This is a genomic window from Streptomyces sp. NPDC048417 (assembly GCF_040651615.1).
In the GTDB taxonomy this organism is placed as follows: domain Bacteria; phylum Actinomycetota; class Actinomycetes; order Streptomycetales; family Streptomycetaceae; genus Streptomyces.
In genome coordinates this window covers 46,667-61,230 of sequence record NZ_JBEZKI010000047.1, presented here as the reverse complement: position 1 = coordinate 61,230, position 14,564 = coordinate 46,667, and the positions used below count along the sequence as shown (strand labels likewise).

The following is a 14,564-nucleotide window of genomic DNA, read 5'->3' as shown; positions in this document are numbered from 1 at the left end:
GTAGTAAACGGCATGCCGCGAACCGCCGTTTCCGCTGCTGTCGCGCGCCCACGCCGCGCGAGTTTCCGGGAGAAGGTCCTTCGGGATCCAGATCACCAAACAGGCCGATCCTCTTCTCCACCGGCCGACGGCGTGGGCGCAAAGGCCGGCCTCACGGAGACGATCGTGACTAAGCGAAACACCGCCCAGCAGCGCGCACGGGAGCTGCAGCAGGCCGAGGGAATCGGCTACCACCAAGCCCTGAGCAGGGTCCGCGCGGGCACGCGGATCAAGCACGAGAGCGACCTGAGTGTCACCCTCACCGAGTCGACCCTCATCCTCATCGAGCCGGCCTACAACAACCGCTGCATGGCATGCGCCAAGAGCATCGCCTACGAGCAGTGGCAGCTGAACCTGATCGACGTGAGCACGTACGGCCGCTACGACCCTGTCCTCTGCATCCCCTGCGCCAAGGCGATCGGGAACGCCGTCGCCCACGTCCCGTCGACTCCTGCACCGGACCCCAACGACCCACACGAGATCCACTTGCCCGCAGCATCCGCGCCTGATCAGGTCGTGGGCTACCGCTCGCAGGACCGCGTCCACCTGCTGTGCCGACGCCACATCCCCCAGGCCCCGAACGACTATCTGCCCGTCACCATCGAAGACCTTGACCACCTTTTCCGCCCTGGCGGAGGCGGGCGCCGCTGCAGCGTCTGTGACCTCGACGTGCTGATCGACTGACCTGCTCTCCGAGTGAATCGACGGCCGGCGCATAGCTGGCCGTCGAGATCGGATAGCCGCTCCCGCGAACCGACCGACGTCAGCACCTGGGACGGACGCCTGTGGTGATCCGGTCCGCAGCCCGACAGGAGCCGGCAGGGGGGTTGAGCCTGTCGGCTCGACGGGTGTGATCGTCTGCGGATGGTGTGGAGCTGAGGCCGGGACCGGTAGTCCCGGCCTCAGTGCTGTCCGCTTCCGAACTCGTCAACATCCACCATGAAGTCACCAATAGTGAGTGAGATTGACAAAAAAGTTAGTGAGTATAGCGGATGAGTGGGTGAATTCTGCTATGATGGCGGTTAGTTGAATGCTAGAGGAGGGTGAGTGAGCCAGTCACCGCAGGAAGAGGGTGCGATCAACGCGACCACGGCGCGGAACAACCTGTACGCGCTGGTGAAGCTCGCTGAAGAGGAGGGGCGCACCACTGTGATCACCAAGCACAGGGTGCGCGCTCTCCTGGCGCCGCTGGACAGGTTCCCGGCAGCCCGGAAGACCGACGCCTTCCCGGCCCACGTGCTGAGCGCGGCGCAGAAGGATTTCGGCGACCTCGTCACGCTGGCGGCCCAGGGCCAGCCGCAGGTGCTCATGCGGAACAGCACCCCCGTCGCGGTCCTGCTCCCCGCCGACCCCTCTCCTGATGCTCTCTCATCCGACACGGCCGCGGGCACCGGCGCGGCGACCGCAGGAGGTGCGGTGAACAGTCAAGGCCACCAGAACCGCGGCAGCGTGCCGCGCAGGCTCGCCACGCTCGGCGACGCCATCGGTTCCGTACTCACCGACGGCCCCGTCGGCGGCCCCACCTTCGGACTGCCGGGCCTGGACGCCGCCACCGGTGGTCTGCAGCGGGGCAGGCTGACGCTCGTGGCAGCCCGTCCGAGTGTCGGAGGGAGTCTGCTGGGTCTGGCCGCCGCGCGGAGGACAGCGCTCGTCGACCGCCTCAAGGTCTTGTACGCGGCCTCGGGGCCGAACCGGGACGACATCTTCCGCCGGATCATCGCCGCGGAGGCCGGTGGTGAATACGCGCGTCTGAAGCAGGGCCGCCTCACCGAGCATGAACAGCACGTCGCCCGTCAGGTGGTCCAGGCCGGGGACCTCCTGATGATCGATGACGGCAGTGACCTGACGGCCGAGGACATCAGGGAGACCGCCCCACACATGGAGGGCCTGGCCCTCGTGGTCGTTGACCGCCTGCAGGCTGTGAACAGTGCCCGCCTGCCGCTGTCCGGGGACCGTCTCCCCGATGCCTCCCAGGTTCTGGCAACTCTCGCGCGCACGCTGCACGTGCCGGTGCTCGCCATCGTGGACAGCGACGATCCCGCACTCCTGGGTCTCCTGGACGCCGACGTCACGCTGACGCTCACGCCGGCCGAGGACCCTGCCAAGGTCCAGGTGGTGGTCGCCGAGCGCGACTTCGGCACGATCGGCTCGGCGTACCTGCAGCCCGATCTGGTCCACGCCCGCTTCCTCGACGCAGGCGCCGCGCCCATCGAGCGCGCCGACAGCCCGGCGGGCTCGGGGCGTTCGGCGGCCGTCGGCGGGACGGCGGCAATGGAGTTGGCCGAGGCCGCCCTTCCCTACACGTCCGGCGGACACCAGGGGATCCCGGCCGCCCTCACCCACGAACTGGCGGCATGGCGGACCGCGGTCGCAACCGGCGACCAGGAGGCTCTCAAGGAGATCCTGCCGTCGCTCCTCCAGGCCGCCGCAACGGTTGCGGAGATGCCGGACACCCATGAGGGACACCGCCTCGCCTGCGCGCTGCGCCCCTACACGCCCGAGTCTGCCGACACCACCGCAGACGCCGGGCAGTCCGCCGCTGCCGCTGTTCACGCCCCATCGGACAACGGCCAAGCCCAGGCCGACGTCGCGGAGGATGAGGAAGACGGCGAGGACGGTCTGGTGCCGGGGGACGAGGAGGACGAGCCCCAAGGCCACGTCTTCCCTGCCCTGAAGATCCTCAAGGACGCGGTCGGCCGCTCGAAGATGCACCCGATCCCCGTCATCCGAGCCGCCGACCGCGACAGCGGCCCATGGCCGCTGATCAGCGAGCACATGGACGGTGAGCCCCGATGGGTCCACCCCGACGTCACCGCCACCCGCGTTCCCTACATCCGCGCGAACGGCAAGCGTGTGCGCCGCGACCAACTCGACGTGCCCGACTCGTTCGGTGAGGGCGTGCTGTGCCTGATCGACCGCAACGGCAGCTTCCCCTCCGCCTGTTCGGCCGTTCCCCTCGCCCCGAACAAACTCCTGCACACCGGCCCGCTCGACGCGTACGACAAGGCCGGCGCCGGCATCTATCTCATCGACATCCCGGAGTGGACTCGCACCGACATGCCGCATCCTCTGGGGCGGATCGTCGACCGTCCCGACGAGGACGGCCGGGTATGGGTCACCACCCCCCACATCAAGCAGCTAGTGAGGCTCGCCCGGGACAACCACATCGGCGCCATGCCGACCATCTACGACTCCTGGACGGGCAAGGCCAACGAGTCCCTCTTCAAGCCCTTCTACGAGGCCACCCGGAAGGCTAGGACCGAGCTCGTCCAGACCGGCGGCGACCCCTACAAGGCGTACAAGACCCGGCTTTCCATCGCGCTGCGCCTGCTGTGGCCCAAGCGCCCCTCACAACGGTCCCCGTTCTGGCGGCCGGACTGGCGCATGAGCATGGTCGCCGAGGCATCCGTCCGCCACTGGACTGTCGCGTTCAAGGCCGTCCAGGAAGGGCACACGCTCGTCGCGCTGCGCAACGTCGACGCGGCCGTCTTCTGGACACCCGACGGCACCGCGCCCGCGACGTACCGGATCGGGACCGGCTTCGGCGAAGTGAAAGCCAAGTTCGTCCAGGCCGGCGAGATCATCCCCGAAGGTGATGACTGATGGCCGGCCCCACCGGCCACGGCGACTCACTGGGCGCCGCCCTCAACAACCTCCTGCGCTCCCAGGTCACCCCCCGCCACCGGCTGTCGTCGTACACCGCCAAGCACTGGCACGCCCAGCTCAGCCAGCTCACCGCGACCCACCGCGGGCAGCAGGCCCTGGAGGACGCCGGCCTCAACGTGACGACCAAGACCCTCATCAACTGGCTGTCCGACTCCGAGTACAACATCCGCCGCAGCTACCGCGACCTCATCCACACAGCGTACGAGAACGTCGCCATCGTCCCCGCCGACCCGATCCCCGACCACATCAGGCGGGGCCAGTACGAGATCAGCGGCGTCGTCAAAACCGGCGACGACGAGCGCACGCGCGGCACCGTGGACGCCGCCCCCCTGCGTATCGACGGCAGCCGAGGCCACTGGGACGAGATCGAAGAACTCTGGCTCGCCGGCGAACTCACCGACGACGAGTTCGAGGACCACTTCATCGACGACGTCATCGTGGAGGACATCGGCGAAGGCACCGACGGCTGGGAGTTCCCCGGCGCCTCGTACTCCGTCGAACTCAGGTAACAGCAGGCCGACCGACGGCAGCAGAGGAATTCGGACATGAGCAACTCCAGCCAGCGCCCCCCGTTACCACTGATCACCGTGCATCACGTGGCAGCCGTGCAGGCCCAGCACCACGTGGCTGGCCTGCTCGAAACCGCCGGCGCTTCACCGGCAGAGGTCCGGCGCCTGATCGCGGTCATCCAGGCCGGCGCCGTGGAAGCCGCTCACGCGGAGGCCATCGAGCAGGACGTACTCGCCCCGCCCAGCAGCAGCGACCAATTTCACGCAGGCTGGCGTGGTGCCGTCGAGGCGGTGACCGGCCGGCTCACGCACATCGCCGACCGCACCGTCCGCCAAGCCCAGGCAGCAACCGAGCCCTCCCGGACACTCCCGCCTGCGCCATGCCGCACTCCGTGCCGTTCGACGACAATGGTCGACAGCGTGGGGGAGGAGCAGGTGCTGCGGGTTCTGGAGGCGGCCGAGCGGATCTTCGTATCCCTGACCGGCTACACCCACTACGACCACGACCTGTCCGAGGAGATCCTCCCTGTCGTCCTCAAGGCGGTCGGTGCCGAGCAGCAGGACGGCTACGTGAGCCGGTTGGAGACCTTCGCCGCGGACAAGCGTGAACGCCTCGCGCAGCTGTATGCCCTGTACGGGCCGGGCGGACGGTTCGAAGCCCGGGATCGGTGCTACCTGACCCATCAGCCCGAGAGCCTCGTGGTCTGCGAGCGCCTGGACGCCGCTCCGCTGTGGCTCGCCTCGGTGTGGAACGACGAGATCGATGCCGAGCTCGTCCTGGACCGCTTCACCCAGTACTGGCGCTACGGGATCTGATCACCCGCAGGAGACGGCTCCCTCGGCCTGCACCTACCGGCCGGGGGTTTCGTGGAGAGGACAACGACATGGCCCAGCTGAAGATCCGGGACCTGCACGGCCTCCTCAGCCGCGCACCGAGGAGAAGCGACCTGGCGCAGGACGGGATCCGGCTGCTGTACGACGGCCAGGCCTTCCATCTCTCCACGGCCGACGATCCGGACACGGTGCTCGCCACAGCTCCCGTCACCGGGTTCACGACGGGGCCGTGGGAGGTGACGGCGTACTCGGCGAGCCTGGCCTCGGTGACGGCGTGGATGCGGATGCTGGACGGCGAGGACCTCATCGATGTGTGCCCCTTCTGGGTCAGCGAGGCCGTTCTCGCGTTCGCCACCGGCGGGCAGGTCGGGACGTGGCCGCTGATCGCGTGCCCGACCGCTCCAGCCGACCGGCGCCCGCAGGCCACCGCCGAGGGGAGGACGGACCGGTGAACGGACGGTGCCCGAAGTGCGGGGAGACGCACAATGTCCGAGTCGGCCGCGGCGACAAGATCAGCAACCACGGCTGCCCCGCGTGCGGCGTCGCTCTGCAGGGCGTTGCGTCCGGCCGGGGTCGCGGCCGGTATCTGTGCCCCGTCGACGGCTTCGTCGTCACCCTGGGGCAGACCGCCGTCCAGCTCGCCCGTCCCATGGTCCTGGCCTGGCAGCCCGGTACCTTCGGCCGCTGGAACGTCACCGAGCCGAGCGAACTCGACGCGCAGTGCCTTCAGCGGGTGGCCGGCCGCGTTCTTGGCACTGGCTGCGTGGTGTCCGCTCACTACGATCCGGACCGCGACCGACCTGAGGGCTGGGCCGAGCAGGCCGGCCTGCGTCTGGTCGACGATGATGATCCAGGAGATCCTACGGCGTGGCTGGTGAACGAGCGGTTGGTCTACCGCCCGTGCACAGCCTGCACCAGCCGTATCCCCGATGTTTCTGACCACCGCGTCCCGAGCGCGTGGACACCTCGGCGGGCGTGGGCGACGAAAGGCCGCGGCCAGTACCGGCGGGCCCAGGTCGCCGTCGACCAGGGGCCCCATCCCGCTGGGAGTCTGGCCTGTCCCGACTGCGACCCGCGCAGGAGAACTGCAGGCCAGTGATCTCCGGGCTGCGTGTGCGGTGCGGCACTGATGGACCGTGGCGTTCCCTGACTGGGCATACTCGTGGGCATGAGAGTCCCGCTCCGTACCCGGCTGTTCGCGGCGTTGACGCTGCTGATCGTGTGCGCGGGATCGGCCGGAGGGTATGCCGGGCTTCGGCTGGGCAGCTGGCTGGGGGCGGGCGCAGGGATCCTCGCGGGGATGACCGTGGTGTGCCTGGGTGCAAGAATCACGATCTCTCTGTGCCGTCTGCAGACGCAGGAGTTTCTGAAGCAGGTCGTGGGCGACGGCAAGGCAGAGGCGTCAGCGGATACGGTCCTGCGGGGGATCATGCTCTACGAGGCAGCTGCTTTTCCGCTGAGTGCCGGAGGGGTCAGTGCCGCGGAGCGGGAGTCCCGTCGCACGGTCGCGTACCGGTGCGCCGCCTTCGACGACCTGCCGGTCTCCGTGAGGCTGGCGGCGGCCGAGACGCTGGAAGTTGTCGACCAGGGCCAGGACCGCGAGCGGGTGCGGGCCGCGGTCTGGGCGCTGGCCGAGGTGGTTCGTGAGTGCCGTGCTGGTCAGCTCCACGTCCTCGATACGCCCGAAGCCTAGGGAGTTTCGTTCTCGGGCAGTGCGAGACCGTGACGGTGGCTCCCACGGGTGGTCGTGGCTGTGTCGGGTGGAGTTGAGGCGCCAGGCGGCGAGCATCATGCTTCGCCTGCGGAGGGGGATCTCGCGGAAGGCCCGGGGGCCCCCGCCGAAGAAGGTGTGAGCTCGTGTCAGGCGGCCATGGGGTGTGGGGCGGCGCTGTTTGTCGGCGAGTCGTTTGGCCTTCGGTGGCTGCGGCCTCGTCAAGGTCGCCTCCCGGGGCGCACATCCTGACGTCGAGCGCCGGGGGAATGCGCCCTGAATGCGCCAGGAAGCCGGTCACGATCCTGTCGACTCGCTGAGACGGCGGACGCTGCACTGTCAACATCTGCCGCCATGACGTCACTTGAAAGGCTGACCGCCTTCCGTCCCGACACCTGCAGCAGCGGCGCCGGCGGTATCGACTGGAGTGCCATCGGCTCTGCCGGAGCCATGAGCGCCTTCTGCGGCATCATGGCCGGCTTCGTCTTCGCCGGGATCGTCGTCGTCATTGGGGAGAGAAACCCGGCCTCGGGCGACGGCCACGCCTCACGCGGACTGAGGCTCCTGCTGCCCTGTTTCGTCGGGCTGGCCACTGCCTCGTACCTGTACGCGCTCACTTCCGGCGAACTGGTCTGCAACCGCGCCATCACTGAGCAGCTCTTCTCTGGGGCGATCCTCGCGGGCGACGCCGTCGTGGTGATCGTCGCGCTCGCCTGGCTGCTACCCGCCTACGGCCGCAACACCCACGGTACGGTCAGCTTCTTCCGCGGGCTCATCCAGTTCGCCGCACAGTTCTCCATGCTGATGGTCGTCGTGTCCGCCTCCGGCTTCACCAACTCCGTCCTGCACCATCGAGCCTCCGGGTGGTCCGACGCCCTGGTGTGGGGCAGCTGGGTCGTTGTCGCCGGCGCCGTCTTCTACCTCTGGCGAAAACGCCTGCCCGCCGCGCCTTCCAGCCGGCCCGAAGACGAGACTCCCGAGCAGTGGCGCGACGATGTCGTCCTCGACCGGCGCGTACGCATAGCCTCCTGGACCACCCTGTACGTGGGCGGTGTGCTCGCGATCGCGAGCGCTGTCGCCGTGGGCATCCCGTACGGCCACTGGACCGTGATGCCGCCATGGCTCGTCTACGGCTTCGGCGAAGCCTCGCTCCTGCTGCCCGGCGCCATCATCGTCACCGCCGTCTGGGCAGTACCCCGCGAGTAACCCGGAGAAAGATCGCACGACCCTTGGCCAGGACGCGGGCGGCGTGATTCACAGACGCACCCAGTGGTCATCATCTGAACGGTCATGCGGGGACCTTAGGAGCCGGCACCGACAGGGTGTCCCACATCTGGAGCATCCCGGCTCACCCTACGGGCACCTTCTTCACCCGCTCGGCCGCGTGCGCAGGGCAGCGGCCCGTTTGATGAGGCCCGTGGAAGTCTCGGCGGTCCGGCAGGGTGAGCCTCATGCCTCAGGACTTCATGTCGTGCACGACGCTCGCCCTGCCCGCTGGGTCTTCTCTCTCCCCGCGCGAGCGCATTGGGGAACTCGCCGCACACCTGCGCGCCGTTGAGCAGCAGTGTTCGGGGCTGCGGCGGGAGCGATGGGGGTATGCCGCGGCGAACGCGGAGGCGGCTGCTGCAGCCGGGCATCCGTCCGCCCGGCGCTGGCTGTGGGCGACGGCCTGTGACTACGCCCGGCTCGCTGCGGAGGGCGGTACCGATGTCCTTCACTCCCTGAGGTGATTTCCCCGTGCGCCGGGTTGATGCCGCACGCGCAGGTTGGCGCTCTCGGCCCTCCCCGAGAAGATGATCACTATAGGTGCCCGAGGCTCGCATATGGCTACTCTCCGTGCCCGGCTGCTCGGTGCGGGTGGCCTCCCCATCCGGAGGGCATGAGGATGACCACGCCGTCCCCGTCGATTTGGACCGAACCCCAAGCGGACACAGCAGATGAAGCGGGCTGCACGCCGGCGGAGTTCGACGAGATTGAACGCATCGTCACTCGCGGCTCGACCACGGGCCGCGAGTTCAGGGACACGCGCTTCGCCGTCGGTGACTGGCTCGTGGCGAAGTACGGGCCGCCGGGGAAGCCCGGCTCCCGCTACGCCACGGAGGCACAGCTCGATGTGCTCAGTGCACGACTGAAGCTGTCGCCGCACACGCTGCGCAAGTGCCGTCTGCTGGCCCACCGGTGGAAGCCGCAGCAGCGCCAGCCGGTCCTGGACTCCCCGGTGCACGTCTCGTTCACCACGATGTTCCAGGTCGCTCTCAGCAGCGAGCACGGCGAATTCGACCAGGAACAGTTCAACGAGAAGGTCGAAGTTCTGCTCGGCCTGATGGACCTCGCCGCGCAGCACGACATCCTCGAAGTCACCGAGACCGACTACCTCAAGGCCGTACGCAAGGCGGTCCCGCCCAGCCGCCGCCCCGGCGCGCAGTCCGAGCACAAGGCGGTCGTCACCACGGTCACCCAGTTCGAGGCCCGACAGCCCGACGTTCGCGACGCGGTCCTCGGCGCCGTGAAAGCCGACGAGGACGCCACCCGCAGCGTCGCCGCCGCCTACCTCATGCGCAGACCCGAACTGGCCCGCGCCGTCCTGCGGGAAGACCCCGAACTCGCCGAAGCGGCCGCGCAGGAGGCCGCCCTGCACACCCCGGATGCCGAAGAAGCCGACGGCGAATCCGGCGAGCAGGTCTTCCGCGAACTCGTCCAGGTTCTCGGCGGCGCCCGGCCCAGCGACGAGCTGCTGCTGGCCGAGTGGCGTCAGGACTTCGCCCGGGCGGTCGGCCGGTTCAACGCCTTCGTCACCGACTGGTACCCCGCCGACAAAGTTGCCGTCAACGCCGACGCCGACATCGTCCGGCTCGTCACCTACCTCGCCGACGACGTAGCCCGATGGGCTGCCACCATCACCGACTCGCGCACGCCCGGCGGCCTGCGCCTCGTAGAGAGCACGACCGCATGAACCACGACGACGCCGACAACGCCGCCACGCCGCCCGGCGACAACGCGCCCCACTTCTTCGACCGCTACCCGTCCGAGACCGCCCACTGGCTGGCCGGCATCTGCGACGAGGCCACCGCGAAGGCGGGCGACAGCCCCTACGACTTCCGCAAGTTCATGTGCGAGCTGATCGTCATGAACCTGCGCGACGGCATCATCCACGCCTTCCGTGTAGCCGAGCAGCTCATCGTCGCGAACAGCCCCGGCGCCAAGTACATCGAGGAGCGCTACCTGAAGTATGACCAGGCCCGGGCTGCGGTCATCGAGACAGGACCCACGTCCGTCACCGCCACCGGTGAGCCGGACAAGACCGACACGCCGCAGACCACAACGGCCGGAACAGACGACGCACAGGGCCCGAACGGGACCAGCGGCACCGCTCCAGGCCCGGGGGCCAAGGCGGGCACGGGCGTCACCATCGGCGTCGCCGGCGGTTGCGGCACAGGCGTCGCCACGGGGGCAGAGGACACCGGCAACACCGGCATCGGCCACCAGGGAAGCCTCTTTATCGTTCACTACTCCCAGTTCCGGACCACCATCTCCGCGCGCCGCACAAAGGCCAGCACCGAGAACAAGCGCCTCACCCAGGTCCGGGTGGATGCGCGTCGGCAGATCGCCGCCAACAACGACGAGCTGGCCTTCCTCGACCGCATCGAGGCAGCCGACCCGGTCCTGGAAGACCTGATCAGCACACACCGCAAGGAGACGAGCATCGTCGGGGTACTGCGGGCCGCCGGCCGGACGCCGGAGGACCTCGGCCTCACCCCGGACACCGTGACGTGGCTGGACACCCAGCTCAAGGCCGTCTGATGCCCCCTGTCACCACGTGCCCCAAGTGCGGGGCACAGCTCGGCCCCTCCCGCGTCCGCGGCGAGGGGCCCTGGTGCCAGGGCTGGCGCTCGGGCCTGAGCAGCGATCAGCAGTATGTGTCACGCGGCGACATGGAAGGCGACGTCCTCACCCCGTGCGGCCACATCGTAGAACTGCAGTACGGGCCCCTGTCCCGCGTCAACATCGAACTCCGTGAACGCGTCTACGGCACCATGGTCTGGCTGTTCCACGCCTGCAGCGCCCACCGCAGCGGCCGCCTCCGTCTTGGTCTGAGCCCGGGGCGCCCGCACGTCAACTTCGCCTGGCGCCAGCCCCGTGAGACCCTCGACGCCTGCCGGCGCACGGTCCACCTCGACCTCGGCGAGTCCGACCAGGCCGACGGACTGCACCTGGTCCTGCGGATCAACCGCTGGCATCCCAAGCAGCCCGGCCGCCTCTCGGGCAGCGGCATCCTCTACACCGCCGAGGCCTTCCACAACTGGATGGCCCACGGCCTTCCCCTCACGCCCTTCACCCCCGAAGCCCCCGACCATGCAGCCGCCTGATCCCACGCGTCACCTCGACCACCTCTTCACTCGTACCGTGGACGCCTCCCCGGTCCACTTCGTGCGGCCCCTGGACACCAACCGGCCAACGTGGGTTGCGTACGAAGGCGGCCAGTACCTGGGCACCGTCCACGCACAATTCGACACCGGCAGACACTGGCACGTGCAGTCCCTGCGCGAGCAGCACCTCCACCTCGACGACGCCGTACGCGCCCTACGCCGCCCCGCCACCTGGCCGGACGACCAGGAACGCGTACGCCGGTGGGCCCACAGTGTGCTCGGCGACCACCACCTGGTCGTGCTCGACGTGCAGACCACCGCGCTCAACAATCCGTGGGCCGTGCAGATCGGCCTTACCGACCGCCACGGGAACGTGCTCTTCAACGAGCACCTCAACCCCCTAGCTGACATCGCCCCCGAGGCAGCGGCACTGCACGGCATCACCGCAGACCAGGCAGCCGCCGCACCGCCCTTCGGTACGTTCGTGCCGCGACTTTCTCGGCTGCTGCGCGGCCACCGCTGCCTCTCCTACAACGCACCCTTCGACAGCGGCGTACTCAAGCGGGAACTGCTCCGCCACCTCCGCAGTACGACCCGAGCCTGCTCCTGGCTGGACCAGTGCACCTGGGTAGACGCCATGAGGCCGTACGCTGCTTGGAAGGGCCTATGGTCAGCCCACCGCCGCGACTACCGCTACCAGCCACTGGGCGGCAGCTACGAAGCGGTCACCAACTGCCGAATCCTGCTGGCCACACTCGAACGGATCCGATGGTAGGCGGGCGTGGAGGCGTTGTTGCGGCTGGCGCGTGCGGGCCGACCGCCGGGGCGGTCCCTTCGGGCTGGTCTGCTGCTCGTCGCGGTAGACGGCTCGGGCGGCGGGTGTCGCTGAGGGTGGTGGCGGTTGCGGGACAAGCGCCGGGGGAGAGCCGGGCCGTTGGCGGTGGTGTTTGGTCTGGAAGAGCTCGGTGCCGTCCTCGGCGGTGTGCGCGACGAGGCGGGGCCTGCGGCGCCTTGCCGAAGCGCGGGCTGGGTCAAAGGCGCCGTAGGCGGTGACAGGAGTCAGGTCGCCTGGGCGGCCTGACCGCGGCGGACGCGGCCGAGCAGGTCGCGGTGGTAGGCGGCGAGGCCGCCGTCGGGGACGGGTGCGGGGCTGCCGGTCAGCGTGTACCACTCCTCAGCACCGGTGTACTGCACGGTCACGCGGGCGCTGCGCGCGTCGTCATTGAGGGTGGTCCGTACGGTGAGGTCGCCGGTGATGACGCCGACGTCGTCGGTCATCACCCCGCCAGGTCCGGCTGTGACCTCGTCCTGATAGCTGGTGGCGTCCGGGTGTTGGGTCATGCGGGGCAGGTGTCCACCATCTCGATCAGCTTGTTCTTCTCCGGCTCGGTGATGTTGAGGTTGTACAGGTACTTCACGTGGGTCCAGGCCCGTCCGTAGGTGCACCAGTAGGAGCGCAGCGGCGGAGCCCACTGGTCCGGGCTCTGGTCGCCCTTCTGACGGTTCGACGACGCCGAGACCGCGATCAACTGGGGGTCGGTGAGGTCGTTGGCGAACTTGCGTCGGGTGGCGGTGTCCCACAGGTCGGCGCCGGAGCGCCATGCGTTGGCCAACGGTACGACGTGGTCGATGTCGACCTCGGTGGACGGCCTCGTGGACACCTTGCCGTCGTACGCGCTGACCCACACACCGGAGACGGCCCGGCACTGGTCGTCCTGGACGACGTCCTGGCCGTCACGGGCCAGGACGACCTCCCGGCTATCACAGGCACCGTACTGGGTGACCCAGTGCGGGAACTTCGACCGGGAGTAGCCGGTCATCGCGTGCGGGGCAGCGATGGTCAGGTCGTCGAGTTCCTTGCGGATGACGTCCGCCGGCGGCGGCTCGGGAAGGTCCCGCCGCACGGTTGCGGCGCCGGCCGGGTGGCTTGCCGGTCCGGCGGCGGCAGCGGTGACGGGTGCGAGCAGTGCGGCGGCGGCCGCGGTCACCAGGGCGAGCTTCGCGCTGATCCTGCGCATGCGGTGGCCTCTCTCGATCGGCGGAGTTGCTGATCCAGAGAGGTAGCGGCCCGCAACGCACCCACGCTGGTGCGGCGGAGCGATGTCACCCCAATGGCAGGGGGAAGTTCACCGGTGAAACGAATCCTCCGGATCACCAGAACCCGGGCTGCACCGTTTCACCCCCGGCTCGCGAGACGCGGTGCTCACTCAGGTGCCGTTCGTGCCGTTCGTGCCGTCGCGGGGTTGAGGCGTGCCAGCACGGCGGCGACGGTTTGTGTCAGTCAGTGACTCCAGTAGTCGCGGCGGGGCAGTTCAACCCACCTATCGGGAGGTCCGACCACGGCGCGCCGGTCGGCCAGGCGCAGTCCTGTAACGGCGCAGCAGTAGGCCACGGCGTTGTAGTGGTAGAGGTACGAAGTCAGTGCTTCCTCGGGGGTGTCGTTCTCGTACGGTCCTCCGCCCGGGTGCAGGTCCCTGCCCTCGATGCTTCCATGACGGGCGATGCGGCCTTGGTTGCCGCTCTTGGGATTGGCGTACAGGCCGTAGCAGACCGTGCCGGCGGACAACCGGGTCAGCACACCGGGCATCTGCGGCGCGTATCCCCAGGGTTGTGTCACGACACAGCCGCCTGGCACGGACGTCACGCCGATGATCAGCATGCTCTCGTCCATGCCGTACGCGTTCGGGTCTTCCAGCAGTTCGTCGATGACGTCGTCCGCCACCGGCGCCGCCTCCAGCCGGCGCACCGCCTCGGCCGCGTCGATGCCGGTCACGCAGGCCAGCCCCGTACCGTTGTAGTGGAAGGTGCCCAGTGCTGTGGTGAGCCGTCTGGCCTCTTCCGCTGCCGCACGCTCCGTGCCGGTCAGGCGTACCCCCTCCGGTACCGGGAACAGATCCGGCGTCGGTCCGGCCAGGCTCAGCCGCCCCGGTGACCAGCCGCCGACCGACAGCCGCCAGGGATCAGCCCCGGCGGCGGCGAGCGCCCGTGCGTTGTGCGGCTTCCTGGACACGACGGCCTCCCAGAGCGCCGTCACCCCGTTCTCCAGCGCGTCCACATCCGCAACGCGGCAGGCCAGTTCGGCGACGATCTCCGGGGACCCGAACACGGCCGCGCGATGCAGCGGCCGGCCGCCGCTCCATTTTTCTGGATCGGCGCCTTCGTCGAGACGCCGGCGAATGTCGTCGGCATCCGTCCAGTCCCAGCCCATCCCAGACCAGCCGTCACTCACTGCTGCCACCGTTCCCCCTTCAACATGTCCCATGTTTTCGCGCTACACGCTCGCACACAGGTCCGACACTGGAGACCGGCCAGCGCGCATCCGCCCGGAGAACCAAGTCGGGCAACTCCGAGGCGACCCGGTGATCGGCATCTCGACCCCGAGGGCGTGGGCCAGACGCTGGCACCCCTGCTCGGTGGCGACACCTCCTCGCCGTTCAT

At 69.0% G+C, this 14,564-nt stretch carries 16 protein-coding genes; 13 read left to right on the top strand and 3 right to left on the bottom strand.

What is annotated here, in order from left to right; genetic code table 11:
- The first annotated feature begins 165 nt into the window (after positions 1-165).
- The 13 genes from AB0D59_RS46620 to AB0D59_RS46560 all read left to right on the top strand — a co-directional run bounded on the left by AB0D59_RS46620 (position 166) and on the right by AB0D59_RS46560 (position 11,901).
- Entirely contained in the window at positions 166-723 is a 558-nt protein-coding gene (locus AB0D59_RS46620; RefSeq protein WP_362577939.1) for a hypothetical protein, read from the top strand.
- Positions 724-1,086: 363 nt separating this feature from the next.
- Positions 1,087-3,642 carry a type II toxin-antitoxin system prevent-host-death family antitoxin gene (locus AB0D59_RS46615; protein WP_362577937.1) on the top strand — a complete coding sequence of 852 codons (2,556 nt, stop codon included), beginning with the start codon at positions 1,087-1,089 and terminating at the stop codon, positions 3,640-3,642.
- A complete protein-coding gene (locus tag AB0D59_RS46610; protein ID WP_362577935.1) occupies positions 3,642-4,214 on the top strand; it encodes a hypothetical protein in 573 nt (190 codons plus the stop codon). Before AB0D59_RS46615 ends, AB0D59_RS46610 begins: the two co-directional genes overlap by 1 nt.
- Positions 4,215-4,250: 36 nt before the next feature.
- A complete protein-coding gene (locus AB0D59_RS46605) occupies positions 4,251-5,030 on the top strand; it encodes a hypothetical protein (protein WP_362577933.1) in 780 nt (259 codons plus the stop codon).
- Between the two features lie 68 nt (positions 5,031-5,098).
- Complete coding sequence (locus AB0D59_RS46600; protein ID WP_362577931.1) at positions 5,099-5,500, top strand: hypothetical protein; 402 nt, start codon at positions 5,099-5,101, stop codon at positions 5,498-5,500.
- Positions 5,497-6,147: a hypothetical protein gene (locus tag AB0D59_RS46595; RefSeq protein WP_362577930.1), complete on the top strand. Its 651-nt coding sequence runs from the start codon at positions 5,497-5,499 to the stop codon at positions 6,145-6,147. The genes AB0D59_RS46600 and AB0D59_RS46595 overlap by 4 nt, the downstream gene beginning before the upstream one ends.
- Positions 6,148-6,216: 69 nt before the next feature.
- Positions 6,217-6,741 (top strand): hypothetical protein, encoded by a 525-nt coding sequence (locus AB0D59_RS46590; RefSeq protein ID WP_362577928.1) that lies wholly within the window; start codon positions 6,217-6,219, stop codon positions 6,739-6,741.
- 372 nt (positions 6,742-7,113) lie between these two features.
- Positions 7,114-7,965 (top strand): hypothetical protein, encoded by an 852-nt coding sequence (locus AB0D59_RS46585; RefSeq protein WP_362577926.1) that lies wholly within the window; start codon positions 7,114-7,116, stop codon positions 7,963-7,965.
- A 245-nt stretch (positions 7,966-8,210) separates the two neighbouring features.
- A complete protein-coding gene (locus tag AB0D59_RS46580) occupies positions 8,211-8,489 on the top strand; it encodes a hypothetical protein (RefSeq protein WP_362577925.1) in 279 nt (92 codons plus the stop codon).
- Between the two features lie 155 nt (positions 8,490-8,644).
- On the top strand, positions 8,645-9,712 hold the full coding sequence (locus AB0D59_RS46575; RefSeq protein ID WP_362577923.1) for a hypothetical protein: 1,068 nt from the start codon (positions 8,645-8,647) through the stop codon (positions 9,710-9,712).
- A complete protein-coding gene (locus AB0D59_RS46570; RefSeq protein WP_362577921.1) occupies positions 9,709-10,560 on the top strand; it encodes a hypothetical protein in 852 nt (283 codons plus the stop codon). Before AB0D59_RS46575 ends, AB0D59_RS46570 begins: the two co-directional genes overlap by 4 nt.
- Positions 10,560-11,126 (top strand): hypothetical protein, encoded by a 567-nt coding sequence (locus tag AB0D59_RS46565; protein ID WP_362577919.1) that lies wholly within the window; start codon positions 10,560-10,562, stop codon positions 11,124-11,126. Before AB0D59_RS46570 ends, AB0D59_RS46565 begins: the two co-directional genes overlap by 1 nt.
- 37 nt (positions 11,127-11,163) lie before the next feature.
- Positions 11,164-11,901 (top strand): 3'-5' exonuclease, encoded by a 738-nt coding sequence (locus tag AB0D59_RS46560; protein ID WP_362577917.1) that lies wholly within the window; start codon positions 11,164-11,166, stop codon positions 11,899-11,901.
- Positions 11,902-12,185: 284 nt separating this feature from the next.
- On the opposite strand, the gene AB0D59_RS46555 is transcribed toward AB0D59_RS46560, so the two are convergent.
- From AB0D59_RS46555 to AB0D59_RS46545, 3 genes are all read right to left on the bottom strand, one after another.
- Complete coding sequence (locus AB0D59_RS46555) at positions 12,186-12,467, bottom strand: hypothetical protein (RefSeq protein ID WP_362577916.1); 282 nt, start codon at positions 12,465-12,467, stop codon at positions 12,186-12,188.
- Entirely contained in the window at positions 12,464-13,144 is a 681-nt protein-coding gene (locus AB0D59_RS46550; RefSeq protein ID WP_362577914.1) for an HNH endonuclease family protein, read from the bottom strand. The genes AB0D59_RS46555 and AB0D59_RS46550 overlap by 4 nt, the downstream gene beginning before the upstream one ends.
- 263 nt (positions 13,145-13,407) lie before the next feature.
- A complete protein-coding gene (locus tag AB0D59_RS46545; protein WP_362577913.1) occupies positions 13,408-14,364 on the bottom strand; it encodes an ankyrin repeat domain-containing protein in 957 nt (318 codons plus the stop codon).
- Positions 14,365-14,564 lie beyond the last annotated feature (200 nt).

What these genes read in the sequence shown, in the direction of transcription:
- AB0D59_RS46570 (WP_362577921.1), top strand. Translation starts at nt 9,709, where the DNA reads ATGAACCACGACGACGCCGACAACGCCGCCACGCCGCCCGGCGACAAC.
- AB0D59_RS46580 (WP_362577925.1), top strand. Translation starts at nt 8,211, where the DNA reads ATGCCTCAGGACTTCATGTCGTGCACGACGCTCGCCCTGCCCGCTGGG.
- AB0D59_RS46550 (WP_362577914.1), bottom strand. Translation starts at nt 13,144, where the DNA reads ATGCGCAGGATCAGCGCGAAGCTCGCCCTGGTGACCGCGGCCGCCGCC.
- AB0D59_RS46605 (WP_362577933.1), top strand. Translation starts at nt 4,251, where the DNA reads ATGAGCAACTCCAGCCAGCGCCCCCCGTTACCACTGATCACCGTGCAT.
- AB0D59_RS46585 (WP_362577926.1), top strand. Translation starts at nt 7,114, where the DNA reads ATGACGTCACTTGAAAGGCTGACCGCCTTCCGTCCCGACACCTGCAGC.
- AB0D59_RS46555 (WP_362577916.1), bottom strand. Translation starts at nt 12,467, where the DNA reads ATGACCCAACACCCGGACGCCACCAGCTATCAGGACGAGGTCACAGCC.
- AB0D59_RS46590 (WP_362577928.1), top strand. Translation starts at nt 6,217, where the DNA reads ATGAGAGTCCCGCTCCGTACCCGGCTGTTCGCGGCGTTGACGCTGCTG.
- AB0D59_RS46575 (WP_362577923.1), top strand. Translation starts at nt 8,645, where the DNA reads ATGACCACGCCGTCCCCGTCGATTTGGACCGAACCCCAAGCGGACACA.
- AB0D59_RS46610 (WP_362577935.1), top strand. Translation starts at nt 3,642, where the DNA reads ATGGCCGGCCCCACCGGCCACGGCGACTCACTGGGCGCCGCCCTCAAC.
- AB0D59_RS46600 (WP_362577931.1), top strand. Translation starts at nt 5,099, where the DNA reads ATGGCCCAGCTGAAGATCCGGGACCTGCACGGCCTCCTCAGCCGCGCA.
- AB0D59_RS46565 (WP_362577919.1), top strand. Translation starts at nt 10,560, where the DNA reads ATGCCCCCTGTCACCACGTGCCCCAAGTGCGGGGCACAGCTCGGCCCC.